The 22,775-nt window shown below is 66.5% G+C and carries 25 protein-coding genes and 1 tRNA gene; 14 read left to right on the top strand and 12 right to left on the bottom strand.

Annotated features, from left to right (window positions below; translation table 11 throughout):
• Positions 1 to 45: 45 nt before the first annotated feature.
• The gene (locus tag ACZ522_RS13990; protein WP_379698397.1) at positions 46 to 1,095 is read left to right on the top strand and encodes a TrmB family transcriptional regulator; all 1,050 of its coding nucleotides are present in this window, start codon (positions 46 to 48) and stop codon (positions 1,093 to 1,095) included.
• 9 nt (positions 1,096 to 1,104) lie between these two features.
• Here ACZ522_RS13990 and ACZ522_RS13995 read toward each other — a convergent pair whose 3' ends face one another.
• Complete coding sequence (locus ACZ522_RS13995; RefSeq protein ID WP_379699921.1) at positions 1,105 to 2,115, bottom strand: ABC transporter substrate-binding protein; 1,011 nt, start codon at positions 2,113 to 2,115, stop codon at positions 1,105 to 1,107.
• A gap of 333 nt (positions 2,116 to 2,448) precedes the next feature.
• On the opposite strand from ACZ522_RS13995, the gene ACZ522_RS14000 reads away from it, so the two are divergent.
• From ACZ522_RS14000 to ACZ522_RS14010, 3 genes are all read left to right on the top strand, one after another.
• Positions 2,449 to 3,087, top strand: coding sequence for a helix-turn-helix domain-containing protein (locus ACZ522_RS14000; protein WP_379698395.1), 639 nt, complete (start codon positions 2,449 to 2,451; stop codon positions 3,085 to 3,087).
• Between the two features lie 97 nt (positions 3,088 to 3,184).
• A complete protein-coding gene (locus ACZ522_RS14005) occupies positions 3,185 to 3,547 on the top strand; it encodes a group I truncated hemoglobin (RefSeq protein WP_379699918.1) in 363 nt (120 codons plus the stop codon).
• A 215-nt stretch (positions 3,548 to 3,762) separates the two neighbouring features.
• Complete coding sequence (locus ACZ522_RS14010) at positions 3,763 to 4,959, top strand: lycopene cyclase domain-containing protein (RefSeq protein WP_379698392.1); 1,197 nt, start codon at positions 3,763 to 3,765, stop codon at positions 4,957 to 4,959.
• A 10-nt stretch (positions 4,960 to 4,969) separates the two neighbouring features.
• Here the strand turns inward: ACZ522_RS14010 and ACZ522_RS14015 are convergent, their stop codons facing one another.
• The gene (locus tag ACZ522_RS14015; protein WP_379698390.1) at positions 4,970 to 5,881 is read right to left on the bottom strand and encodes a serine/threonine-protein kinase RIO2; all 912 of its coding nucleotides are present in this window, start codon (positions 5,879 to 5,881) and stop codon (positions 4,970 to 4,972) included.
• 130 nt (positions 5,882 to 6,011) lie between these two features.
• Between ACZ522_RS14015 and ACZ522_RS14020 the strand changes: the two genes are divergently transcribed.
• The 5 genes from ACZ522_RS14020 to ACZ522_RS14040 all read left to right on the top strand — a co-directional run bounded on the left by ACZ522_RS14020 (position 6,012) and on the right by ACZ522_RS14040 (position 9,252).
• The gene (locus ACZ522_RS14020) at positions 6,012 to 6,368 is read left to right on the top strand and encodes a hypothetical protein (protein WP_379698388.1); all 357 of its coding nucleotides are present in this window, start codon (positions 6,012 to 6,014) and stop codon (positions 6,366 to 6,368) included.
• 70 nt (positions 6,369 to 6,438) lie between these two features.
• Positions 6,439 to 7,263 (top strand): lipoate--protein ligase family protein, encoded by an 825-nt coding sequence (locus ACZ522_RS14025; RefSeq protein WP_379698386.1) that lies wholly within the window; start codon positions 6,439 to 6,441, stop codon positions 7,261 to 7,263.
• Positions 7,264 to 7,362: 99 nt separating this feature from the next.
• Positions 7,363 to 8,193: a deoxyribonuclease IV gene (locus ACZ522_RS14030; RefSeq protein ID WP_379698384.1), complete on the top strand. Its 831-nt coding sequence runs from the start codon at positions 7,363 to 7,365 to the stop codon at positions 8,191 to 8,193.
• A 68-nt stretch (positions 8,194 to 8,261) separates the two neighbouring features.
• Positions 8,262 to 8,390, top strand: a complete 129-nt coding sequence (locus ACZ522_RS14035) for a hypothetical protein (protein WP_379698382.1) — start codon at positions 8,262 to 8,264, stop codon at positions 8,388 to 8,390.
• 52 nt (positions 8,391 to 8,442) lie between these two features.
• Positions 8,443 to 9,252 carry a class I SAM-dependent methyltransferase gene (locus tag ACZ522_RS14040; protein WP_379698380.1) on the top strand — a complete coding sequence of 270 codons (810 nt, stop codon included), beginning with the start codon at positions 8,443 to 8,445 and terminating at the stop codon, positions 9,250 to 9,252.
• Here ACZ522_RS14040 and ACZ522_RS14045 read toward each other — a convergent pair whose 3' ends face one another.
• Positions 9,253 to 9,468, bottom strand: coding sequence for a zinc ribbon domain-containing protein (locus tag ACZ522_RS14045; RefSeq protein ID WP_379698377.1), 216 nt, complete (start codon positions 9,466 to 9,468; stop codon positions 9,253 to 9,255).
• 84 nt (positions 9,469 to 9,552) lie between these two features.
• Here ACZ522_RS14045 and ACZ522_RS14050 point away from each other — a divergent pair, with 84 nt between their 5' ends.
• Positions 9,553 to 9,744, top strand: a complete 192-nt coding sequence (locus tag ACZ522_RS14050) for a hypothetical protein (protein WP_379698374.1) — start codon at positions 9,553 to 9,555, stop codon at positions 9,742 to 9,744.
• 12 nt (positions 9,745 to 9,756) lie between these two features.
• On the opposite strand, the gene ACZ522_RS14055 is transcribed toward ACZ522_RS14050, so the two are convergent.
• Complete coding sequence (locus ACZ522_RS14055) at positions 9,757 to 13,473, bottom strand: glycoside hydrolase family 97 N-terminal domain-containing protein (RefSeq protein ID WP_379698372.1); 3,717 nt, start codon at positions 13,471 to 13,473, stop codon at positions 9,757 to 9,759.
• Between the two features lie 162 nt (positions 13,474 to 13,635).
• On the bottom strand, positions 13,636 to 14,280 hold the full coding sequence (locus tag ACZ522_RS14060; RefSeq protein WP_379698369.1) for a DUF7095 family protein: 645 nt from the start codon (positions 14,278 to 14,280) through the stop codon (positions 13,636 to 13,638).
• 351 nt (positions 14,281 to 14,631) lie between these two features.
• Here ACZ522_RS14060 and ncsA point away from each other — a divergent pair, with 351 nt between their 5' ends.
• Entirely contained in the window at positions 14,632 to 15,600 is a 969-nt protein-coding gene (ncsA, locus tag ACZ522_RS14065) for a tRNA 2-thiolation protein NcsA (RefSeq protein ID WP_379698366.1), read from the top strand.
• Positions 15,601 to 15,778: 178 nt separating this feature from the next.
• Here the strand turns inward: ncsA and ftsZ are convergent, their stop codons facing one another.
• The 3 genes from ftsZ to ACZ522_RS14080 all read right to left on the bottom strand — a co-directional run bounded on the left by ftsZ (position 15,779) and on the right by ACZ522_RS14080 (position 17,953).
• A complete protein-coding gene (gene ftsZ, locus ACZ522_RS14070) occupies positions 15,779 to 16,978 on the bottom strand; it encodes a cell division protein FtsZ (protein ID WP_379698364.1) in 1,200 nt (399 codons plus the stop codon).
• 3 nt (positions 16,979 to 16,981) lie between these two features.
• Positions 16,982 to 17,161 carry a ribbon-helix-helix domain-containing protein gene (locus ACZ522_RS14075; RefSeq protein WP_092537739.1) on the bottom strand — a complete coding sequence of 60 codons (180 nt, stop codon included), beginning with the start codon at positions 17,159 to 17,161 and terminating at the stop codon, positions 16,982 to 16,984.
• Positions 17,162 to 17,371: 210 nt separating this feature from the next.
• Complete coding sequence (locus ACZ522_RS14080) at positions 17,372 to 17,953, bottom strand: double zinc ribbon domain-containing protein (protein WP_379698361.1); 582 nt, start codon at positions 17,951 to 17,953, stop codon at positions 17,372 to 17,374.
• 105 nt (positions 17,954 to 18,058) lie between these two features.
• Between ACZ522_RS14080 and ACZ522_RS14085 the strand changes: the two genes are divergently transcribed.
• A tRNA-Tyr gene (locus tag ACZ522_RS14085) sits at positions 18,059 to 18,132 on the top strand.
• A 186-nt stretch (positions 18,133 to 18,318) separates the two neighbouring features.
• Here the strand turns inward: ACZ522_RS14085 and ACZ522_RS14090 are convergent.
• The 4 genes from ACZ522_RS14090 to ACZ522_RS14105 all read right to left on the bottom strand — a co-directional run bounded on the left by ACZ522_RS14090 (position 18,319) and on the right by ACZ522_RS14105 (position 20,363).
• Positions 18,319 to 18,663, bottom strand: coding sequence for a hypothetical protein (locus tag ACZ522_RS14090; protein ID WP_379698359.1), 345 nt, complete (start codon positions 18,661 to 18,663; stop codon positions 18,319 to 18,321).
• Between the two features lie 113 nt (positions 18,664 to 18,776).
• Positions 18,777 to 19,106, bottom strand: coding sequence for a HalOD1 output domain-containing protein (locus tag ACZ522_RS14095; RefSeq protein WP_379698356.1), 330 nt, complete (start codon positions 19,104 to 19,106; stop codon positions 18,777 to 18,779).
• Positions 19,107 to 19,177: 71 nt separating this feature from the next.
• Positions 19,178 to 19,837: a helix-turn-helix domain-containing protein gene (locus tag ACZ522_RS14100; protein ID WP_379698353.1), complete on the bottom strand. Its 660-nt coding sequence runs from the start codon at positions 19,835 to 19,837 to the stop codon at positions 19,178 to 19,180.
• Positions 19,838 to 19,880: 43 nt separating this feature from the next.
• Positions 19,881 to 20,363, bottom strand: coding sequence for a peroxiredoxin family protein (locus ACZ522_RS14105; protein WP_379698349.1), 483 nt, complete (start codon positions 20,361 to 20,363; stop codon positions 19,881 to 19,883).
• A 149-nt stretch (positions 20,364 to 20,512) separates the two neighbouring features.
• Between ACZ522_RS14105 and ACZ522_RS14110 the strand changes: the two genes are divergently transcribed.
• Positions 20,513 to 21,502 (top strand): aldo/keto reductase, encoded by a 990-nt coding sequence (locus ACZ522_RS14110; protein WP_379698346.1) that lies wholly within the window; start codon positions 20,513 to 20,515, stop codon positions 21,500 to 21,502.
• A gap of 155 nt (positions 21,503 to 21,657) precedes the next feature.
• Entirely contained in the window at positions 21,658 to 22,743 is a 1,086-nt protein-coding gene (locus ACZ522_RS14115) for a Gfo/Idh/MocA family protein (protein WP_379698343.1), read from the top strand.
• The last annotated feature ends 32 nt before the right edge of the window (positions 22,744 to 22,775 follow it).

The raw sequence follows: 22,775 nt of genomic DNA on the forward strand, positions 1-22,775 counted from the left end.
GAACTGACCGAGTGATGTAAGTACGGCCCCTCTGCATGTAGCGGTATGGACGACGCGTCGCTCGCCGACATGCTGCAGCGATTCGGATTCTCGGACAAGGAGGTAGACACGTATCTGACGATTCTGGAACTCGGCGAGGCGAAGGCGAGTACCATCGCCGACGAGGCGGGCGTCTCGAAGCGGTACGTGTACAGCATCGCTGAGAAACTCGACGACAGGGGATTCGTGGAGGTCAACGACCACGCCGTCCCGACGACGATTCGGGCGAACCCGCCAGCGGACGTGGTGGAGGCGCTCACGTCCGACTTAGACGACATGCGCCCCGCCTTGGAGTCGCGGTTCTCGCGGGCGGCACCCCGGTCGGAGCGCTTCGAGGTGGTGAAATCACGGGTGACGGTGCTGAAGCGCGTCTCCGAACTCGTCGCCCGCGCGGAGGCGGAAGTGACGCTCGGCATCCCGTATCACCTCCTCGACGAGGTGGCCGACGAACTGCGCGCCGCCGTCGAACGCGGCGTCCTCGTCCTCCTCATCGTCACGGGCGTCGAACCCGGCACGGACGTGGAACTGTCCGGCCTCGCCTCCGTCGCGCGGGCGTGGGACCAACCGATGCCGACGATGCTCACCGTGGACTACGAGTCGGGACTCGTCGCCCCCGCGGAGATGGTCACCCGGTCCAACAGTGCGGCGCAGGCCATCGTCTTCGCGCAGGAACAGCTCGGACCGGTCATCGTCGGGTCGTTCCTCGGGAACTACTGGCCGATGGCCGCGGAGGTGTACACCCGGGAACCGGCGGACCTCCCCGCGACGTACGACGACTTCCGGCACGCCGTCTTCCAAGCGACGCTTCACCTCCGCGCGGGCGACGACGTGGCGGCGCGCGTCACCGGCCGTCCGGTCCACTACGACGACGGCCCGACGGAACTCGAAGGCCGAATCGTGGACGTGCGGCAGGGCCTGCTCGAACCGTCGACGAACTCCTTCCCCGTCGAAAATACGCTGGTCGTCACCGACGGGGAGGAGACGTTCAGCGTCGGCGGCGGCGGCGCGTTCGTTGAGGACTTCGAGGCCGACTCCGTCGAACTCTCCCTGCTCTGAGCGCCCCGGTCAGAACTCCCCGGTGACGATATCGGCGACTCGCTGTCGGTCGAACAGTGGCCCCTCGTCGGCGGCGAACGTCTCCACCCCGTTCCACTCGCCGAACGCGTCGGGGTAGAACTGCTTTGCCGCCGCCTCCGTCTGGAACAGGTTGACGATGGGTCCCTGATAGGAGGTGCCGCCGCGGTACAGTCGGTCGTTCTTCACCGCCGAGAGCTGTTTTCCGACGGGGTCCTGGCGCATCCGCCGAATCTTCGCCTCGAACTCCTCGGTGGAGACGTGGGAGAACCCGTACTGAAACAGGAGGGCGTCGGGGTCCACTTCGAGCAGTTGCTCGTAGTCCCACTGGGCGTAACTGCCGTCGATGACGTCGTCGAACGCGCCGCGCATCCCCAAGTCGCGGTACTGCTTGTGGCCGTTCTCGTCGTGGACCGGGTAGGCGTAGAACGCCCCCTTCTCGAAGTCGGAGTTGATAGAGAGGAGACCGACCGTCGTCCGTTCCTCCTCCGGCGGCAACTTCGATTCGACGTTCGACAGCATCTCCTCGTGCACCGCCGAAAGCGCCTCGTATCGCTCCCGTTCGTCGAACACCTCGCTTATCTTCTCGAACGCCTCGTACAGCGAGAGGTAGGGGTAGTCGTGCCACTCCTCCCCGCGGCGGCGAATCGAGTTGCCGAGTATCGGCCCGACGTTCGTCTCCACCTCCGCGAAGTCCTCCGCGGCCCACTCGTCGGCGAGGCGCCGGATGAAGTTCGGGTCCATCAGGTGCACGTCGCAGTCCAGTTCGTAGAACACCTCCTTGTCGAGTCCTCCCTCGCCCATCATCTGCGGAACGTCGTCGAAGGAGACGTCCACGCCGGGGAGGTAGTCGTAGAAGGACAGCGGCCAGTTCTCGGTGAAGATGAGTCCGCGGAGGCCGTCGAGTTGCCCCAGAGCGATAGCCATGTCGCCGTAGTTGCTGAAGTAGGCTATCCACGACTCCGGGACGGATTCGAACGTCACCTCGCCCATCGGCGGCATCGTCACCGAGTACGAGGAGTCGGCGTCCGCCGTCGTCTCGGTTCCGTCAGCGGCCGCCGCGTCCGTCTCCGTCCCCGTCTCCGCGGGCGTCGATTCGGACCCGCTCCCGCCGGTACACCCCGCCGACAGACCGCCGCCGACGAGTGCGCCGCCGGCTTTGAGGTACTGTCACCGCGTCGAACCGGTTCGTCCCCGCGAATCTTCTGCCATGAGGTTTAGGCTGCCCTAATACGACAAGTGCGTTTCGGATTTTAGGTCGGCCTAATGCGTCGCCGCAGTCGGCCGGTCGACTCGTTTCGCAGACGCCTTGTGCCCGGCGGCGGTTGGGTCGGTATGATCGGCGTTCACGCGGAACTAGAAGTCGGCGGCGTCACCGGATGTCCCGTCGCCCCGATGAGCGAGGACTTCGAGGTGGAGTCCGTCGTCACCGACCGGCAGGCGGCGTCCCGGGGCGGGTCCGTCGTCGGCGAGGTCACGGTGAGACGCGCCGAGGACGACCCGCCGGTCCCCGAGGAGGCGGAACGGGTGTTCGGCGACGACTCGCGGTCGGTGTTTCGATTCACCGCCGCGGGCGAAGACTGCCCGTGCGGGCGCGTCCCCGACCACGGGTGCCCGGTTCGGAGCATCGACGCCGACGGCAGAACCGTCGCCGTCTCCTTCGTCGCGCCCGACGTGGAGACGGTTCGGCGCGTCGTTTCGGACCTGCGCGCGCGGTGCGACACCGTCGGCGTCCGCCGGTTGGTGCGGTCGGACCCCGAGGGCGGGGATTCGCTCGTCCTCGTGGACCGGTCGGCGTTCACCGACCGGCAGTACGAAGTGCTCAGCACCGCCCACGAGATGGGCTACTTCGAACGCCCGAAGGAGGCCGACTCCGCCGACGTGGCGTCGGCACTCGGCGTCTCCGTCTCCACGTTCACCGAACACCTCGCCGTCGCGCAGTCGAAACTTCTGAACCAGATACTCGGCGTCTGACCGCCCTCCTCCGCCGCGGTTCGCCACTCGCCTTATATAAGGCCCTACATGTGAGTGGTGGACGCTATGCCGACGCCCCGTCAACGTACGCGCGTCCCTGATGTCCGAATCCGTATATCGGCAGATAGGCGGTAAAGAGGCCGTGAAAGCAGTCGTCGACGATTTCTACGACCGGGTGCTGTTGGACGAACGACTCGTCGAATACTTCCACGGAATGGATATGGACGAACTCCGGGCGCACCAAGTGCAGTTCATCAGTTCCGTCGCCGGGGGCCCCGTCGAGTACTCCGGGGCCGACATGGACGAGGCGCACGCCCACCTCGGCATCACCGAGGCGGATTTCGACGCCGTCGCGGACCACCTCGAACGCGCACTCCGCGAGAACGGCGTCGGAGACGACAACGTCGAGGTCATCATGTCGGAAGTCGCCGCCCTGAAAGACCCCATCGTCGCGAACTAAGCGCGGTCGGTCCCACCTGTTTCTCACTTCTCCGCGTCGACGTCGGTAGCGGTCGCTCCGTCCGGCGGCGACAGTCACCCTGACGAACCAGTTTAATATCCTGTAATTCAGTTTTATCACGTCGCTTTCGCGTGAATCTTCTCGTCTGCGGCCACCGCTCGCACGGCGTGCGAATCGGTCGTACCGTTTTCGGCGTCGGCGCCGCTAGAGACGCTATGGCCATCGCACGCCACGGGACGGGGACGAGAGCGGCGGTCGGTGCCCTCGCGTCGCAGGTGCACCCGGTGTTCATGCTGCCGCCGCTCGCGGCGTCGTGGTTCGGTGCCATCCTCGCGGGCGAGTTCGGACTCCTCGCCGGTGCCGTCCACGCCGCCGCGATATTCTTCGCCGTCTACACGGCCCACGTCAAGGACGGCTACGTGGACTTCTACCGCCGCGGCGAGGACGACGACCACCCGATGAGTCGCCGCGGGTGTTACGTCGGGTTGGCGGGCGCGACGCTCGGATTCGCGGCGTGCGCCGCCGCGCTCACCTCCCTCGTCGATATTGGCGTCCTCGCCCTCGTCGTCCCCACCTGGTTCCTCGGCTTCTTTCACGCCCCGCAACTCGACATGAACCCCGTGACGGCGACGGTCGGTTACCCCCTCGGCATCGCGCTCAGCATCCTCGGCGGCTACTACGTACAGACGGGCGGCGTCGCCGCGACGCCGCTCGCCTTCGCGACGGTCTTTCTGCTCGTCCTCTCGGGCGTCAAGGTCATCGACGACGCCCAAGACTACGAGTACGACCGCTCCATCGGCAAACGAACCGTCGCCGTCGTCCTCGGGTACGCCAACGCCTTCCGCCTCGCGGACGCCCTCGTCGGCCTCGGCCTGTTTCTCGTCGTCGCGGGCTCGATAACCGGCCTGTTCCCTGCGTTCGCCTCCGTCGCGGCGCTCGCGTTCGGGGCCGTCGTCGTGGTCGCTCGCGGGGCGACGCCGCGACTCGCGACGATGCTTCTCATCCGCGGCGCGTACGTCTTCCTCGCCCTGTTGGTCGTCGCCGTCGCGTACCGTCCCCTCGCGGGCGTTCCCCTCCCTGACATCGGCGTCCTCGGGCCGTACACGTATCTGGCGACGGAGGTTCTGTTCGGGACGTTCGCCGCCGTTCTCCTCGTTCGCGCCGGGAGGGACGCCGTTCGGCGGACGGCCCGGACGATAGCAGTCGTCTACCCCGTCGCGTACGTCTGGGACTGGTACACGCTCGAAGTCGGCGTCTTCGCCATCCCGTTGCGGACGGGCGTCGAACTGCTCGGCATCCCACTCGAAGAACACCTGTTCATGATCGTCGTCCCCGCGTTCGTCCTCGGCATCCACGAGACGCTGGCGGCCAGAGACCCTCCTGCGGCGAGTTCGCCGAACGCCTCGGAGTGAAAAGAGCGGACTACTCGGCGTAGTCTCGGACCGTCTCGAACTCGTCGGCGGCGACGGCGTCGCAGACGTCCGGTTCGTCCACCGCGTCGGGCATCGCGGCGGGGTACTTCCGGCGGAAGTAGCCGAGCAGGTTCTTCACGTCGCGCGCGAGCAGTTCGCGGGCGTTGTCGTGGTCCGTCGGGACGGCCTGGGGCCAGTCGAAGACGGTGACGCCGTTCTCGGCGACGGCGACGTTGTACTCGCTCATGTCGGCGTGGACGTAGCCCGCCTCGTACGCGGCGGCGACTTCGGCGAGAATCAGGTCGAGGACGCCCACGGCCTGTTCGTCCGCGAGTTTGGCCTTCCCCAGTTCGACGCCCTCCAGTTTCTCCATGACGATCGCGTGGCGGTTCTGGTCTACGGGTCGCGGCACCGACACGTCCGGGTAGAGGTCCTCCAGCGCCTCGTACTCGCGTTCGGCCGCCTTCCGGGCGGTGTAGAGCCACGAGACGTGCTGTCGGTCGGAGGTGTAGTCGCGTTCGCGCATCACCTCCCGGAAGTTGGTGTACCCCTCGCGGTGGAACTTCAGCGCCAACGGCTTGTATGACTGCACCTCCAACACGTCGCTCTCTTTGCCGACGCCGAGCGGCGCGCCGACGCCCTGTATCGTGTCCCGCTTCGAGAACGTCCGGAGGGCGAGTGCGTCGTACCCCTTCACCGAGAGTTTGTATCCCTCGTACTGGATGGTCTTCCGCTCTATCAGCTCTCTCGTCGCGCACCGGTCCAACCTGTATTCGACGTTCTCGGGGGTGAGACCGGTGAGGTCGGGGAGCTTGCCGCGGTTGACCCACTCGCTGAAGCGCATCCCCTGCTCGACGCCCGAGAGGAGATAGAAGTCCTCGGGTTCGAGCTCGGCCATCACGCCTGCGACGTTCCGCACCATACCCGAACCGACGCCCGCGAGGCGTAAAAGGGACGCGAGTTTCGCCCCAGCCGGGCGTACACTACATATTGCGATACGAAATCCGGACATTCTCGCGTAGTTTTATATCCGCAGTCGAACACCGCCGACTATGGTCGAGGGACTCCTCATTGGCGACGACCTCCTGAAGGCGAAGGTGAAAGGAGAGCGCGCGGGCGCGGAAGTCGCGGGGATGCGGTACGTGGGGTACGAAGTGGGCGTGACCGAACGGAGCGTCCACGTGTTGGGGAAACACTGTCGCGCCGACATCGCCGACGAGGACTTCCGGTACGTCGTCGTCCCCCTCGATGCCGTCACCAGCCTGAAGATGGTGGACCACACGGACCACGGTCAGACCATCGAACTGCAGACGGCCAAGGAGGACGTCGTCCTCCAGAGCGAGAAGCAATCGACGCTCTCGAAGAACCTCGAACGGTTGTTCATGCTGATGTGCCGGCTACTGGCCTGAGAGCCATTCGCGGCCGACGCTTCCGAGGGGCGACGAAACCACTTTCCGGCGGTCAGTCGTACCCCGGAGCATGACCGTGGATGCCCGCGGACCCCTCGCCGACCGCGAGTGGCGACTGATACGCGAGGAGGCCCGCGACGGCCCGATGCAGATGGCGCTCGACGAAATTGCCGCCGAGACGGCGGCGTCGGGCGGCCCGCGAACCGTGCGCGTCTACCGGTGGGAACCGAGCACGCTCTCTCTCGGCTACCACCAGGACCCCGACACCGTCGATTGGGACCGCTGCGCGGAGGCGGGCGTCTCCGTCACCCGACGGCAGACCGGCGGCGGCGGCATCTACCACGACTACGACGGCGACGTCTCCTACTCCGTCGTCGCGCCGAAGTCCGACCTCCCGGGCGACCTGATGGACTGCTACCGCATCCTCTGTGAACCCGTCCTCGACGCGTTCCGCCGGATGGGCGTGGACGCCGACTTCGCGGCGGAGGAGTCCCCCGAGATATGGTCGCCCGCCTGCTACCTCCGGGCGCTTCACCCCGCCCACGACATCGTCGCCAGAGGCCGGAAGATAAGCGGCAACGCCCAGTACCGCCGGCGAGACGCGGTCATCCAGCACGGTTCGCTCACGTACTCGGTGCATGCGGGGGACCACCTTGACGTCTTCTCGGGTCACGACGTCTCGCCCGAGACGTTCCGCGAACGCGTCGTCGGTGCGGACGAACTCTCGGACGCGACGCGTTCGGACGCGGTGGCGGCCGTCGAGTCCGCCCTCGCGGAGTGGGCCGACGCCGAGGAGGGGTCGTGGACCGACGAGGAACTGGACCGCGCGCGCGAACGCGCGGCGGAGAAGTACGCCGCCGACGAGTGGGTCCGGCGGCGTCCGAAGGGTCGGTAGCCGTCGGCCGCCGTCGGGGTCGTCGGCCCCTCTCGCGTCCGTTCGCCTGACTGTCTTCACTCCGAAGTCCCTATACTCCCGTAGTTCCTGCGCTCCGTCATGCGAGTTGGCGCACACGAATCTATCGCGGGCGGCGTGTTCAACGCCGTCGACAGGCAGTTGGAAGACGGCGGGAACTGCGGGCAGATATTCACCCACTCCCCGCAGGTGTGGCAGGACCCGAACATCGCGGACGACGACGCCGAGCAGTTCCGGTCGCTGTCCGAGGAGAACGACGTGGGGCCGTGGGTCATCCACACCTCCTACCTCGTGAACCTCTGCACGCCGAAGGACGGCCTCCGGAAGAAGTCGTTGGACTCGATGCAGAAGGAGGTGGACGCCGCCCGGAAACTCGGCGTCCCGTACGTCAACGTCCACCTCGGCGCGCACACCGGCGCGGGCGAACAACAGGGCCTCGACAACGCCGTCTCCGTCCTCGACGAACTCGACATCCCCGACGACGTGACCGTCCTCATCGAGAGCGACGCCGGGAGCGGAACGAAGATGGGCGACGACTTCGAGCACCTGGCGTACGTCCTCGAAGCGTCCGAACAGGACCTCGACGTCTGCCTCGACACCGCCCACGCCTTCGCCGCGGGGTACGACCTCTCGACGGCCGAGGGCGTCGAGGGGACGGTGGCGGAACTCGACGCCACCGTCGGCCTCGAACACCTCAAGTGCGTCCACCTGAACGACTCGAAACACGAGTGCGGGACGAACAAGGACGAACACGCCCACATCGGCGAGGGCCTCATCGGCGAGGAGGGGATGCGCGCGTTCGTCAATCACCCCGATCTCGCGGACGTCCCCCTCGTGTTGGAGACGCCGAACGAGGACGGCAAAGGGTTCGAGTGGAATATCAATCGAGTGAGAGAACTCAGAGAGAACTGACGGTACAAGTCTCGAAACCCGTAGATAGGTGACTTTTGCACGAATAAAAATTAGAGGATCTTTTAGGGGTGACCGGCGACCCCGACTCGAATGGACGCCGGGGCCCGACGCCGGGGTTCGGACCGGTCGCGGGACTCGCCGGACTGGTCGGCGGCGTCGCCGCCCTCGTCCGACGGACGCGGCGCGGCGGCGACTGACCCGACGGCGCGGACCGACTCTCTTTTGTCGCCGCCGTGGGTACCGACGCCCGTGCGGAAGTTCTCGAAATCGTACCTCCGGCGGACGCGCGAGGGCATGTGGGACGACTCCCGCGACGCCCTCTCGGACCTCTCGCTGGGCGACCGGACGCGCGTCTTAGACGCCGGGGCCGGGACGGGCGAACTCGCCCGCGTCCTCGACGACGAGACGCCCGGCGACGTCGTCTGCCTCGACGCGGACCCCGAACTCACCCGCGTCGCCCGCGAGGAGACGGGACTCCAGACCCTGACCGGCGACGCGACGCGCCTCCCCTTCGCGGACGACGCGTTCGACTTAGTCGTCTGTCAGGCCCTCCTCGTGAACCTGCCCGACCCCGCCGCGGCGGTGTCGGCGTTCGCCCGCGTCTCCTCCGACCTCGTGGCCGCCGTCGAACCGAACAACGCCGACGTGGGCGTCGATTCGACGGTGGCCGCCGAAGTCCCCCTCGAACGCTCCGTCCGCGAGGCGTACATCGAGGGCGTCGGCACGAACGTCGCCCTCGGCGACCGGGTGGCGACGCTGTTCGAGGAGGTGGGCCTGCGCGACGTGCGGACGCGGCGCTACTACCACCAGAAGACGGTCGAACCGCCGTACGACCAACACCACCTGGAGAGCGCGGCGCGGAAGGCCAACGGCGCGGGCATCGACGCCCACGAGACGGAACTCCGGCGCGTCCTCTCGGAGGCGGAGTACGACGCGCTTCGCCGCGACTGGCGAGAGATGGGTCGCGCCGTCGTCGAACAGATGCGCGAGGGTCGCTACCGCCGCGCGGAAGTCGTCCCGTTCGACGTCACCGTCGGGCGCGCGCCCGAGGCGGCGTGACTACCCCAAGAACAGGTCCACGAGGTTACCGCTGGAACCGCGGCGGTACAGTTCGGAGTACCCGCAGTTCGCGCAGGTGACGACGGTGAAACTTCGGTTCTGCACGTCGAACAGCTTCGAGAAGCCGGTTCCGCTCGTCGCTATCGAGTCCATCTCGGTTTCGGTGCCGCCGCACTTCGGGCAACCGCTCTCGTCGTCGCGTTCTGGAGGGCTCATACGTTCGCTAATTCCGACATGAGGATAAATACCTTCCCCGTCGGCGGGGGAAGAATTACTTCGCGAGAGCGCGGACGTCCGCGCATGGAAGGTGCCGGCTTCGCCCTGTTCGCCGTCCTCTTCGCCCTCCTCTCCGTCGCCGGAACGCTCGCGCTCTACTCGGTCATCGACGCCGAGACGTCGAATCCGCGAGTGGTGGACCGCGAGGAAGCCGAGTCGCTCGCCCGCGAGGAAGCGGAGCGTCGGGCGCGGAAACTCGGACGCCGCGACGAGTGAGTCACCGGCGGACTACCCCAGCGAGACGAACGGAATCGTCGCTAATTCGTCCGCCGTGTACGCGAGTGCGTCCGATTGCGCGACGCCCGAGGGCGTCAGCAAGTCGGCGATGCGCGGCGCGTTCTCGACCGCTCCGGCCGTCGCCCCGCCGAAGACGTAGTCGGCGCTCCGTTCCGCGACCGGTCGGAGACTGCCCCTGTCTTCGGATTGGACCATCGGGACGACTTCCAACTCGGCGGCGTCCGCGCCGTCGAACGCGGCGCGGTCGATGCTCAGACTGACCGTGTTCGCCGACGCGTCCACGGACTCTCCGACCGTGACCGCGTTCCCGTCGGCGTCGGTCAGGGCCGCGCCGGCGGAATCGACCGCGCTCTTCGTGAACCCGCTGACTTCGAGGCGGTAGTGCCACGCCTCCTCGAACGACGCGGTGGCGCTCAGGTCGTCGAGCGTCGAGGTGGTTCCGCCGTCCGCGTTCGGGTTCCGGACCCAGAGGACGAACATCTGCGGCGAGAAGCCCCGGTCGCTCCCGAAGGCGTTGTACAGGTTCGCCACCTCGAAGGTGAACTCGTACTCGCTCGGCGTCTGTTCGACGGTGAACGACCGCAGGTCGAACGCGCCCTCCTCGAAGGCGTCCGCGGTGGGGTAGGTGTACCCGCCGGGGCCGGCGTCGTCGCCCGACGGGTCCGAGAGGGAGGCGACGGTCACCGGCGGCTTGACCGTCACGCGTTTCGACGCCAGCGTCGTCCCGTCCGTCGTCCGGACGGTCACGTCGTACGTGCCGGGGTCGTCGATGGCGTAGGAGAACTCGTACGTCGCCCCCTCGGAGTTCGGCGGGAAGCGGACGTTCGCCGTCGCGGCCACCTCGCCGTCCACGACCAGTTCGACCGTCGTGCCGCCGACGTAGTCGCCGCCGTTGGAGCCCGTGGCCTCGACGAACTGCTCTCTGACGAACGTCTCGCCCGAGATGGAGACGTCCACGTCCTGTTCGGGCCGTTCGTACGTCGGCAACTCCGAGACGTCCTCCCGGGCGGCGGGCCTGAGTCTGATGGCGGTGCCGCCGGACTCTATCATCGACGCCAGCACCGTCGTCTCCGCGTCCACGAGGAACTCGTCGATGCGGACGTCGGTCAGGTTCTCGTCGTAGGCGGCGTCGACGCCGTCGGAGTACATCTCCGCGACGTACTTCCCTTTCGTGTGGCCCTTCCCCTCGCCGTTCTTCCTCTCGTGTCCCTCGCCGTTCTTCTCCTTCCCGTGGCCCTTCCGTTTCCCGGGCGCGGCGGCGAGGAAGTCCAACGGGATATCGAGTGCGCGGCCGTCCTCGTCGGTCATCGCGCCGACGTACCACTCCTGGCCCTTGCGGCGGGCGGTGACGGTGTAGGAGCCGATTTCGCCGTCGAGCATCCGGGTGTCGTCCCACCCCGCGGCGGGAACGTCCTCGATGAACTGGAACGCGTCCACGGTCGGTCCGCGGATGGGGTCCGTCTCCGGGTCGGGCATCGACTCGCCCGCCTCGGTGACGGCGACGGCGTCGAGGTTGAGACCGCCGGTGTCCCCGTCGGTCAGGACCACCGAGAGGTCGTTGTCGCCCGACTCAAAGGAGACGGTGGTCGAAACCGTCGCCCACTCGTCCCAGTACTCCGTCGGCGGGAAAGTGACCTGCGTGCTCTCGGCGTCGTTCACCGTCACGGTGGCCGTCCGGTCGGTGTCGGCGGGGACGGCGTTCTCCTCCTCGTCGCTGGCGTAGCGGAGGTGGACGTCGTACTCGCCCGCCTCCGCGACGCCCTCGACGGTCCACGACACCGCGGACCCGGCGTCGGCGCTGTTGGGGTCCACCGCGACGTAGCGTTCGCCCTGCGCGCCGGCCCACTTCGCGGCGGTGGGGAAGCCCTCCGACTCGCCGAACTCGGCCTGCGCCACCTCGCCGACGCCGAACGCGGCGTCTCGCTCCGCGAGGTAGGAGCTCGGCAGGTCCGCGACCATCTGGAGGCCGCTGAAGTACGTCGGGTACATGGCGAGTTGCTTCGCCCGCGTCGTCTCGATGCCGCCGGACCCCGAGTCCATGTCGAAGATACCGGGCGTGTACTCGACGGGGCCGCCGAGCATCCGCGTGAACGGGAACGTGACGTGGTGCGACGGCGAGATGTAGCCGAAGGCGTCGTACTCCTGTCCCAACACGCCCTCGCGGGTCATCACGTTGGGGTAGGTCCGACGCTCGCCGGTCGGCTTGATGGGTTCGTGCACCTCCAGCATCTGCCGGTGCTTCGCCGCCTCCCGGTAGACGAGGTGGTGGTGGTTGACCAGCGGTTGGCAGTGGTGGTTGTACGTCGTCCCGTCGATGGTGACGCCGCTATCGGCGACGTAGCCGGTCTTGATGGAGTTGATGCCCAACTCGTCGTAGAACGCGAATGGACTGGAGTCCGAGCGCAGTTGGGACTCGTAGTTCGAGACGTTGCCCGCCGTCTCGTTGTGCGACGTCATCGCCACCGGCGGGTCGAGTTGCTGCCCGTACTGCGTCACCTCCCGGATGTCGAAGTCGGGGTACGTCTCGTCGAAGTCCATCGTGCTCCCGTCGCCGGGGTAGGAGTCCCACCCTCGGTTCCACCCCTCCACGAGGACGCTCGGAATTCCGTGTTCGCTGGCGAAGTCCATGTACCGCTTCATCCGGCCGGTCTGTGCGCCGTGGTTGCCCGTCTCCGGGCCCCGATACTCCCAGTCGGCGCGGCCGGTTATCATCAGCCACCAGATGCCGATGAACTTCTGCGGCTCTATCCAGTCGGTCCCCCGCGCGAACGCCTCCTCGTCGAGGGGTTCGTTGAGGTTGACGACGAGGTTCGACTCCACGAGTTCGCCGGGCCGCGTCGCCAGTTGGAGCGTCCGCCACGGGGTTCGGTGCGGCGCGGACGCCGTCACCTTCGTCCCGTCGGGGAGGGGAGCCAGCGTCGATTCGAACGTGGTCGAACCCGCCTCGGAGGGTTCGACGGCCATCGACGCGTAGTCCACGAGGTTCGCCTCGTGGACGCTCACGTAGCTGTCCTCGCCCGCCTTCATCGTCATCGGGGTGTGCACGCCGCCGAAGGAACTCTGCGCGCCGACTTCGCTCAGCGGCGTCTCCTCGTATGCGTACTCGTAGCTGTTGAAGTCGTTCGGTATCCACCACGCAGTGTAGTCGTCGGCGAAGGCGAACTCCGTCCGTTCCGAGGTTATCACGAAGTCGCCGAACCCGCTCTCCTCGGGGAAGACGAACCGGAAGCCGACGCCGTCGTCGAACGCTCGAACCTCCAGCGTGAGCGCTCGCCCCTCGCCGCCGGACTCCCGGAGTCCGACCCGCAGTTCCTCGTAGTGCTCGCGTATCTCGTCGTACTGGTCCCAGACGGGCGTCCACGTCTCGTCCGTCGTCGAACGCTCGGTGCCCGTGACGGTCACCCTCTCGCGGAAGGCGTCCTGATTCTGGAACTCGAAGCCGAGCGTCGAGTCCTCGACGACGGTGGTTCCGTCGTGGACGACGCTGTAACTCGGTACCCCGTTCGATACGTCCACGGCCACCTCGACGGTTCCGTCCGGCGAGGCGAGCGTCTGCGTATCCGAATCATCACCCTCCGTCACCTGCGCCGCGGCGGCGTCATCGACGCTCACCGAGAACGCCGACGCCGCGAACAGCGACGTGAGGCCGCCGACGAACCCGCGGCGACTCAGTCGAGACGACTCCTGCACATCGCGTTGGTTTGACATCACCTACCACCACTCGAACGTTTGTGATAAATTTTATTCACGCTTTCAATTAATGGCTCCGGACCGAGCCCGCTCGGACGGGACGCGCCGTTAGATACGGCTCTCGGGTGGGGCGAGACGCCGCGAGAAGGGACTAACGGGACTGCTGGAGGGGTACGTCGCTCAGACCACGTCGCCGCGAACCGTCGCGCCGGACTGCGAGAGGCGGTAGTCCCGAACCGTCTCCGCCGCCTTCTCGGCTTCCGCCTCGTCGAGTCCGAGCATCTCCAACGACTCCGAGAGTGTGGGGAAGACGAGTTCGCCGCCGCGGAGTTTCTCCAACGCGGCGTCGGAACGCTGGCCGTCGGCGTACAGGCAGACGCCGCGCGGGTCGAGTATCTGTTCGTACGCGTCGCGGGCCACCGCGCCCTTCAGTCGTTGCGTGACGTTGTCGTCGAAGGAGGCGTTGCACACTTCGAGGTGGACGGGTTCGTCGTCCTCCAACAGGTGCGCGGCGAGGCACTTCTCCGGGGCGGCGTGCCCGTTTGCGTTCGCGCGGAGGTGTTCGGGGTACTCCTCGGCCCACTCCGCGGAGACGCTCTTGCCGACGCCCTTGACGCCGTGGGACTTCCGAAACTCCTCCTCGCGGTCGGCGTCGCCGCGGAAAAGCAAGTCCTTCGTCACGTACACGTCGAGTCGCTCGACCGGGTCGAGTCCGAGTGCCACGTCGCCGTACACCCACAGTTCGCGGACGGGAACCGGCGTCGGCCCGGCCGTCACCGCGTCGAGTATCTCCGTCACCCGGTCGAGGGCGCGCGTTCGCTCCATGGGCGTTGGTCCGCCCTTCGTCGGGGAATACGTTTCGCCAGCGGTTCAGTTAGATCGACGGACATTTAACCGATGTGACGGAATATACCAGTAGTATCCGGGGAGGCGTTCGGTTCGGTCGTTCCCCGTTCCCCCCCTTCACGCGGGCCGTTCGGTGCGCACTCGTCGGATGCTCACCCCATCCCCTCACCACTTCCCCACCCCATCCTCACACGCCCGTCTCTTCCCCCTTCGCTCGACGCCCGGTGACCGGCGGGACCGTCTGCCGCGGTCGGTGACGCCGGTTCGCCGCGTGGCCCGCCGGGGCCGGAGACGAAACCGGTATCCTTCCCGGCGGGTAACGACCCGGTGATGGAGTGCGACAAGTGCGACCGCGACGCGGTGATGCACGCGGCCTATTCCGGGGGACACCTCTGCGAGAGTCACTTCTGCGCCTCGGTCGAAAAGCGCGTCCGCGGCCGCATCCGAAAGGACAGTCTCGTCCCGCGAGACGCCACACCCGAGAACCCCCAGACGTGGGTCATCGGCCTCTCCGGCGGGAAGGACAGCGTCGTGCTCACCCACATCTTAGACGAGACGTTCGGCCCCGACCCCCGAATCGAGATGGTGGCGCTGACCATCCACGAGGGCATCGAGGGCTACCGCGACGAGAGCGTGGACGCCTGCGTCGAACTCGCGGAGGAGATCCAGATGCGGCACGAACTCGTCTCCTACGAGGAGGAGTTCGGCGTCCGCATGGACGACGTGGTGGAGGACAACCCCGAGAACATGGCTCCCTGCGCGTACTGCGGCGTCTTCCGTAGGGACCTGCTCGAACGCTACGCCGACGAGTTCGGCGCGGACAAACTGCTGACGGGCCACAACTTGGACGACGAGGCGGAGACTGCGCTGATGAACGTCCTCGAAGGCGACGTCGAACAGATGGCGCGCCACTTCGACGCCAGTCTCGGCCGCTTCGAGGACCGAAACCGCTCGGAGGACTTCGTTCCGCGCGCGAAACCGCTCCGCGACATCCCCGAGAAGGAAGTCGCCCTGTACGCCCACCTGAAGGACCTCCCCGCGCACATCACGGAGTGCCCGCACGCCTCCGAGGCGTTCCGCGGCGAGATTCAGGAACTGATGCTCGAACTGGAGGACAAACACCCGGGGACGCGACACTCGATCATGTCCGGGTACGAGGAAATCGCCGAACTCGCAGCCGACCGGTACCGCGGCGGCGACGACGACGCCGACCTCAAGGAGTGCGAGCGGTGCGGGTCGAAGACGGCCCGCGACGTCTGCCGGAAGTGTAGCCTGCTGGAGTCGCTTCGAGCGGTGTAGCCGGCGTCGGACGCGACGTCCTCGTTTTGTACCGCCTCCGACGGGAGCGACCGCTCCGGGCTCCGTTGCGTATCGCAAAAGTGGGCCCGCGCGGCGGGTCCGACCGCGCGGGTCCGAAGAACCGAGTTGACGTTGACGAGGTGAGCGACCGATAGAGACCGCGGTCGTGTTCGGTGCGTTATCGGATGACGTCCAGTCCGTTCGTTCCTTCGGACTGGTCGCGCCCGCCGTCGGACTGCCACGACCCGCCGGTGCCGGACCGACCGGACGGGTTCGGGGCCTCGACGTTGTTGCTCGCGTCGAATTCCGAAGGCGACTCGATGCTCTGCCGAGACTTGTTGGCCTGCTTCTGGGTCGTCGGGCCGAGGACCTGCGCCGACTGGACGCCGGTCATGATGGCCATGACGCGCACCTTGCCCTTGTACTCGTCCTGAATGCGAGCGCCCCAGATGACGTTCGCGGACGCTTCGAGGCGTTCGGTAATGTTGTTCGCGATACCTTCGGCCTCCTTGAGGGTGAGGTCGGGACCGCCCGTGATGTGGACGAGGCCGCCGGATGCGCCCCGGTAGTCCACGTCGAGAAGCGGGTGGTTCATCGCGTCGTTGACCACCTCTTGGGTCTTGTTCTTGTCCTGCGTCTCTCCGACGAGCATCACCGCGACGCCGCCCTGGTTCATGATGGTGGACATGTCCGCGTAGTCCAGGTTGATGAGCGAGGGCTGGGTGATGGTCTCGGAGATGCCTTTCACCGTCTCCGCGATGATCTGGTCCATCACGGAGAACGCCTTCCCGATGGGGAGGTTGGGCACGTAGTCGAGCAGGCGGTTGTTGTCGAGGACGATGATGGAGTCCGCCTCGTTGCGGAGCTTCTCCAGTCCTTCCTCGGCCTTCACCGTGCGCGCACGCTCGACGTTGAACGGCGTCGAAACCATGCCCACGACGATGGCACCCTGCTCTTTGGCTATCTTCGAGACGACGGGCGCCGCACCGGTCCCGGTGCCGCCACCCATGCCGGCGGTGACGAACACGAGGTCGGCGTTACCGAGGACCTCTTTGACGGTCCCTTGCGCCATCTCGGTCGCGCGCTCGCCCATCGAGGGATCGCCGCCCGCGCCGAGACCCTGCGTGAGGGACTTACCGACGAGTATCTTCGTGTCGGCCTCTATCATCTTCAGGTGCTGCTTGTCGGTGTTGATGGCCACCGTCTCGGCACCGTCGACGCCGATGTTGTAGAGGCGGTTGATAGTGTTGTTTCCGGCGCCGCCACAGCCGACGATGACGATTCGGGGGTCACCGAATCCCTCGTCGTCGTCGGCCATGTCGGCGGCCTCTTTCTCTGCCTCATCGCGTTCCATGGCCTCGCGGACGATATCCTGCATCGTCTACACCTTGGCCCAGGTTCGCTTGCCCGAGTGTTCGCGGTTCTCGGACTGCTGTTCGTTGAGCATCTCGCGCACCGCTGAACGGATGGCCTCGCTCCGGTTCGGGAATTCCCCGGTTTCGACCATGCGTTCAACTTCTTCGATCTGCTGCTTCGGAATTCGTAGTGTCACACGCTCCATATTTTGCATTCCCCCGGTAAGACGGCGCGCACCTATGTGCGAGCGTCTTACACACCCGAAAACGCAGGACGGAGAGCGTTTCCCCGCCGCGAGGCCGGTGTGTAAGACGACCGTCTTACGCGACAGTTACCACAGAGCGATACGTTATAAATGTAACGGCGAGTGTAAGACAAACCGCTCAGAATATCGTATGCGGGCGACTGAGGCGGTTTACGGACGTTCGAGTACGTCGGCCGCGGACGTACGACGGCCGCATCCGGGGCAGAACGCCCAGTCCGAGCGGAGTTCGTCCCCGCACTCGCAGAACACCCGGTGGTTGGCTTTCTCGCCGCAGTTCGGACAGTACACGTGTTCGTCGGACACCGCCTCGCCGCACTTCCCACAGGCGTTCGTCCGACTCTCGGCGGTCGTTCGCTCCTCGTCGGCGTCTGTCTTACGCGCTTCGGACCCGGCGGCGGCGCTCTCGTCGGCGTTTACGCCGCTTTCGGTCGCCCGCGCGCCCTCGACGGTGAGGTTGACGTTTACGTCGCGGGGCGGCGTCCGTCGGTCGCCGAGGCGTGCGGCGAGGAGTTCGTCCACGCGTTCGGTGACGAGTTCGTCCACGCGGGCGGCGAGTGCGTCGTCGACGGAGTCGGCCGAAGTCGCGTCAGAGCGGTCGGCGTCGGACGACTCACGCTCCGCCCGGTCGAGGTACGTACGCAACGCGTCACGCATCACCTCGCTCTTGGAGGTATCTAACCCCTCCAGTCGCTCGACGAGATCGTCGTCGGCGCGGAACGTGATCTTACTCATTCGTCACGTTGATTCTCCCGACGGTATTTCAATGTTCGGACGCGTCGGTTCCGATCGGACGAAATTGATAATCCTTAAGAGCGACAGTCCGAAAGACGAACGTGACCGCTCTTAGCTCAGCTTGGTAGAGCAGCCGACTGTAGATCGGCTTGCCCCCCGTTCAAATCGGGGAGAGCGGACTGAACCTCACACCCGCGAGCGAAGCAAGCGGTGTGCGTGTGAAGGATTTCTCGACGCGATTTGAACATGACAGTCGCAGCGGCTGAGGGAGCGAGGCCGACCGTCTGTTATCTGTTCAAATCGAGGAGAGCGGACTGACTCGTTTTTGGGGCGACTGCGACGAAGGGAGCCAGCGACCTGACTCCCTACGGCGCCCGGTCCTCCGCTTCGATTACCGTCGCGTGTTCGAGCTGTTCGATGGTTCCCTCGCGGCGGATCTGGACCGTCGTCCCGGGGAGTTCGCCGCCCCTCGACTCCGCCTCCTCCGGCATCGACACGGCCGTGACGTCGTCGAGGGTGACCTCCCGGCGCTGAATCGGCGACCCCTCGTACTCCACCGTCTCCCACACCTCGGCGTCGATGTCCAGTTCCTCGCCGAAGTACTCCTCCGCCTCCGGGTTCACCGAGTCCTCCGTTTGGGACTCGCCCGTCGTCCGATTGTCGTCGAACTGGACCTCCTCGTGCTTGTACTGGTAGATAGTGACTAACATATTCCCTAACACGGAGTCGGACTATTATAGTGTTCTTGGGAGGGAGACGGACTTTGTTCGCAGCGAAAACGAGGCGGGGCGTTCGACGCCGGGGGGTACGACCGGTCGATTCCTCACTCCGCGACGCACTCCGGCGGAGTGACCGTCACGACGCCGTCACTGCGGACGGCGACGTCGCAATCGTGGTACGTGAATCGGACTCTGCCGGCGATGGCGGGCGACCCGTCGTCTCGAAACATCGCGTCGAGGGCGTCGGGGTTCACGACGGTGTACAACGGGTCAAGTACGGGGACGGCGTCGTCCTCGCCCGTCCGTTCGGCCGCGACGGGTCTGTACCCCGCCACCGCGGCCACCGCCGCGACGACTGCACTGCTGGGAGACTCCTCGGAGGGGATATCGTAGGTGAACGGAACCGACTCGTCCCGTCCCGTAGAATTCGGCATTGGATCGGAAATCGCTCCGCGCACGGTTCACCGCTGGCACTAATTATAGAACCCGTTTAAGTAACGCAGGGCTACGTCGTTCCGTCGTCGACGATGGTCGCCGCGAGGAGGTTGCGATACCCGCGCTTGAGACGCGCCGAGAGTGACGGACGCGAGATGCCGAGCTCCGCGGCCAGTTCCTCCAGGTTCGTCCGCCGGGGTTCGTCGTAGTACCCCCTCTCGAAGGCGAGGACCAACGCCTCGTACTGCTCTTCGGTCAGGTCGTACCCCGAACCGGTCGTCGTCTCGGTGAGTCGACTGAGACGGGTGAGACTCACGGGTATCCCGTGGTCGTCGCAGTGGCGTTGGAACTCCGAGAAGGACTCCGAGGACCGAGCGCGGAGTTCAAACGTCCACCCCGACTCCGACCCGCTAGCGGAGACGACGGTCACGTCCGTGGCGGCGATGGCTCCCATGATGCCCATGTAGTCGGGGTCCCACTCCGCGCGGAACAGGCCCCTGTCGCCTAAGTCCTCCATCAGGACGACCGACCGCAACTCTCCGAGGCTGTCGAACACCTCCAGGATCTCTTCCATCTCCCCCTCGGGGTCGTGCACCCAGAAGAACGGCATCACCGTGTCCGTGTTCGGAACCACGCGGTCCAGTTCCAGTCGCACCTCCGGCCGTTCTTCGAAGACCCTCCCCAACGGGAAGGCGGCGGCGGGCATGAGGAAGTCGGCTATGGAAGTCACGGGCGGTAGTAGGGACCGGCCGGCCGTTAAACGGCGGGTCCGTTCAGCCCTCGAACGGGTCTTCGTAGTCGTTACGGATGAAGTACCGGACCCAGTTTCCGTACGTTCGGTCGGCGGGGTGGTCCGCGACCTGTTCGTACCGCACGGTTCCGTCCTCGTCCACGACGTACGTCGCGGCGACGCCGGTGAGTCCGTGACTCGTCTCCTCGGTACCGCTGTACTGGTCGGTGACGGTACCCTCGGGGTCGGCGAGCAGTTGGATGTCGAGGTCGAAGCGGTCGCGCATCTCCGTCACCTCGTCCATCGGGTCCGTCACGACGGGGACGACGTCGATGTCGTCGTTGAACCACAGGTCGTACGACACCTCGCTGAACGTCTGGAGCTGTTCCGCGCAGAAGCTGCACCAGTGGCCGCGGTTGACGAGGACGACGGTCGGCCCGGAGTCGAGCGTCTCCGAGAGGGTCGTCTCGCCGCCGCCGGTGTTTTCGAGCGTGAAGTCGGGCGCTTGCGTCTGTTCGAGAGTCACACCCGAACGAGGGACGCCGTCCGTATATTCTCCGGGCGGTCCGGCACCCCGCGCGCACAACGTCAACGTCTCCGACGGCGTCCGCCCTGTCGCCCGCGCGTTCTGCCGGTGGACCCACACTTAGGGGCCGGGGACGACACTCGCTACCTATGGACCACCGACCGCTTGGAACGACGGGGTACGACGTGACGGAGATCGGACTCGGAACGTGGCAACTCGGCGGCGACTGGGGAGACGTCTCGGACGAGGAGGGACGCGACGCCGTCCGCGCGGCGTTGGACGAGGGCATCGACTTCCTCGACACCGCGGACGTGTACGGCGACGGCCGGAGCGAACGACTCGTCGGCGAGGTGGTGGACGAACGCGACGCGTGGGACGACGTGACCGTCGCCACGAAGGCGGGCCGCCGCCTCGACCCCCACGAGGCCGACCGCTACACCGCCGAGAACCTCGACCGGTTCGTGGACCGAAGCAGAGAGAACCTCGGCGTCGATTCGCTGGACCTCCTCCAGCTTCACTGCCCGCCGCGCGAGGTGTACTACCGCCCCGAGGTGTTCGACGCCCTCGACGCTCTGCGGGACGACGGTAAACTCTCCCACTACGGCGTGAGCGTCGAGAAAGTCGAGGAGGGACTGAAGGCCATCGAGTATCCGGGCGTCGAGACGGTGCAGATAATCTTCAACCCGTTCCGTCAGCGTCCCGCCGAGGTGTTCTTCCGCGAGGCGAAGCGACGGAACGTGGGCGTCATCGTCCGCGTCCCCCTCGCCTCGGGCCTCCTCACGGGCGCACTCTCGCGAGATACCGAGTTCCCCGAGGACGACCACCGCAACTACAACCGCGAGGGCGACGCGTTCGACGTGGGCGAGACGTTCGCGGGCGTCCCGTTCGAGGAGGGACTGACCGCGGCGGAGGAGTTGGAAGCCGTCGTCCCCGAGGGAACGACGCTGGCGCAGTTCACGCTCCGGTGGATTCTCTCGTTCGACGCCGTCTCGACGATCATCCCCGGGTCGCTGAACCCCGACCACATCGCCGACAACGTCGCCGCCGCCTCGCTTCCGCCCCTCTCGGCGGACCAACTCGAACGCGTCGAGTCGGTGTACGACGAACGCGTTCGCGAACACGTCCACCACCGCTGGTGACGCCGAGGGCGTCCGATCCGCGCGAACGTATTAGAAAACGTACCGATCGAAACGTTGCCTAACCGCGCCCGTTCTCCATCTCGTGACGTTTCCCTCCAGGGGGTGACATTTACCAAACACCTATTGCGCCGCCCGCCTTACCGGCGAAACCACGCATGGACGACGACCGTTCTTTCACGACGCCGCTACAGATGGGAGTCATCGGGCTGGGATACATCGGGACCACCGTCGGGGGTGAGTTCGACGCGCACCCGGACGTCAGCGTCACCGCGCTCTGCGACGTGAACGAGTCCGCACGGAAGCAGGGCGGGGAGACGTTCCACGTCCCGGAGTCCTCGCAGTACGAGGACTACCAGCGGATGTACGACGAGGAGACGGACTTGGACGCGGTTCTCGTCGGGACGCCTCATACGCTCCACTACGAGCAGGTGTCCGCCGCGTTCGACGCCGGCCTCCACGTCTACTGCGACAAGCCGATGACGACGGACTTGGAGACGGCCCGCGAGTTGTACGAACGGTCCCGAGAGAGCGAGGAGATGCTCATGGTCGGCTACCAGCGCCACCTCAACCCCTCGTTCCGGTCGGCCCGGAAGCGCTGGGAGGGGACGGACCGGTCGCCCAACTGGCTCACCGCCGAGGTGACGCAGGATTGGGTGGACCGCTTCGAGGGCACGTGGCGGCAGAACCCGGACCTGAGCGGCGGCGGCTACCTGTACGACACCGGGAGCCACCTGCTCGATGCGATTCTGTGGACGACCGGACTGACCCCGACGGCGGTCTCCGCCGACATGCAGTTCATCGACGACGAACGGCGCGTGGACGGCGTCGGAAGCCTGCGCATCCGGTTCGAGGAGGGGGCGACGGCCACCGTCGCGGTGAACGGCGACGCGCCCGCGACGCGAGAGCACATCCACGTCTGGGACGACGACGGTGCGGTGTACCTCGAAGGCCGGGAGTGGGAGCCTCGCAACCTGAAGACCATCGACCCCGACAGCACCGAGCACGTCCCGTACGTGGACTTCGAGAAACAGCACAACCGCGCGGCGGACTTCCTGCGCGCCCTCCGCGAGGGGACGGACCCGCCGGCGACGGCCCACGACGGCCTGCGCGTCACCGCCGTCACGGAGGCGGCCTACGAGTCCGCGCGCGCCGACGGCGAGTGGGTGAGCATCGACATCGACTCCGTCTCGGAGGCGACGGCCGGGACGACGCCGCGTTCCTCGGACGCGTCGGACGACTGAGCGCCGGCGCGGAACGGTCGGCCGCCGCCCTC

This window comes from Halopelagius fulvigenes (assembly GCF_055398025.1).

What these genes read in the sequence shown, in the direction of transcription:
- ACZ522_RS14095 (WP_379698356.1), bottom strand. Translation starts at nt 19,106, where the DNA reads ATGCCGAATTCTACGGGACGGGACGAGTCGGTTCCGTTCACCTACGAT.
- ACZ522_RS14045 (WP_379698377.1), bottom strand. Translation starts at nt 9,468, where the DNA reads ATGAGCCCTCCAGAACGCGACGACGAGAGCGGTTGCCCGAAGTGCGGC.
- ACZ522_RS14075 (WP_092537739.1), bottom strand. Translation starts at nt 17,161, where the DNA reads ATGGAGCGTGTGACACTACGAATTCCGAAGCAGCAGATCGAAGAAGTT.
- ncsA (WP_379698366.1), top strand. Translation starts at nt 14,632, where the DNA reads ATGGAGTGCGACAAGTGCGACCGCGACGCGGTGATGCACGCGGCCTAT.
- ACZ522_RS13990 (WP_379698397.1), top strand. Translation starts at nt 46, where the DNA reads ATGGACGACGCGTCGCTCGCCGACATGCTGCAGCGATTCGGATTCTCG.
- ACZ522_RS14010 (WP_379698392.1), top strand. Translation starts at nt 3,763, where the DNA reads ATGGCCATCGCACGCCACGGGACGGGGACGAGAGCGGCGGTCGGTGCC.
- ACZ522_RS14080 (WP_379698361.1), bottom strand. Translation starts at nt 17,953, where the DNA reads ATGAGTAAGATCACGTTCCGCGCCGACGACGATCTCGTCGAGCGACTG.
- ACZ522_RS14060 (WP_379698369.1), bottom strand. Translation starts at nt 14,280, where the DNA reads ATGGAGCGAACGCGCGCCCTCGACCGGGTGACGGAGATACTCGACGCG.
- ACZ522_RS14055 (WP_379698372.1), bottom strand. Translation starts at nt 13,473, where the DNA reads ATGTCAAACCAACGCGATGTGCAGGAGTCGTCTCGACTGAGTCGCCGC.
- ACZ522_RS14020 (WP_379698388.1), top strand. Translation starts at nt 6,012, where the DNA reads ATGGTCGAGGGACTCCTCATTGGCGACGACCTCCTGAAGGCGAAGGTG.
- ACZ522_RS14030 (WP_379698384.1), top strand. Translation starts at nt 7,363, where the DNA reads ATGCGAGTTGGCGCACACGAATCTATCGCGGGCGGCGTGTTCAACGCC.
- ACZ522_RS13995 (WP_379699921.1), bottom strand. Translation starts at nt 2,115, where the DNA reads ATGCCGCCGATGGGCGAGGTGACGTTCGAATCCGTCCCGGAGTCGTGG.
- ACZ522_RS14090 (WP_379698359.1), bottom strand. Translation starts at nt 18,663, where the DNA reads ATGTTAGTCACTATCTACCAGTACAAGCACGAGGAGGTCCAGTTCGAC.
- ACZ522_RS14050 (WP_379698374.1), top strand. Translation starts at nt 9,553, where the DNA reads ATGGAAGGTGCCGGCTTCGCCCTGTTCGCCGTCCTCTTCGCCCTCCTC.
- ACZ522_RS14115 (WP_379698343.1), top strand. Translation starts at nt 21,658, where the DNA reads ATGGACGACGACCGTTCTTTCACGACGCCGCTACAGATGGGAGTCATC.
- ACZ522_RS14015 (WP_379698390.1), bottom strand. Translation starts at nt 5,881, where the DNA reads ATGGTGCGGAACGTCGCAGGCGTGATGGCCGAGCTCGAACCCGAGGAC.
- ftsZ (WP_379698364.1), bottom strand. Translation starts at nt 16,978, where the DNA reads ATGCAGGATATCGTCCGCGAGGCCATGGAACGCGATGAGGCAGAGAAA.
- ACZ522_RS14025 (WP_379698386.1), top strand. Translation starts at nt 6,439, where the DNA reads ATGACCGTGGATGCCCGCGGACCCCTCGCCGACCGCGAGTGGCGACTG.
- ACZ522_RS14000 (WP_379698395.1), top strand. Translation starts at nt 2,449, where the DNA reads ATGATCGGCGTTCACGCGGAACTAGAAGTCGGCGGCGTCACCGGATGT.
- ACZ522_RS14110 (WP_379698346.1), top strand. Translation starts at nt 20,513, where the DNA reads ATGGACCACCGACCGCTTGGAACGACGGGGTACGACGTGACGGAGATC.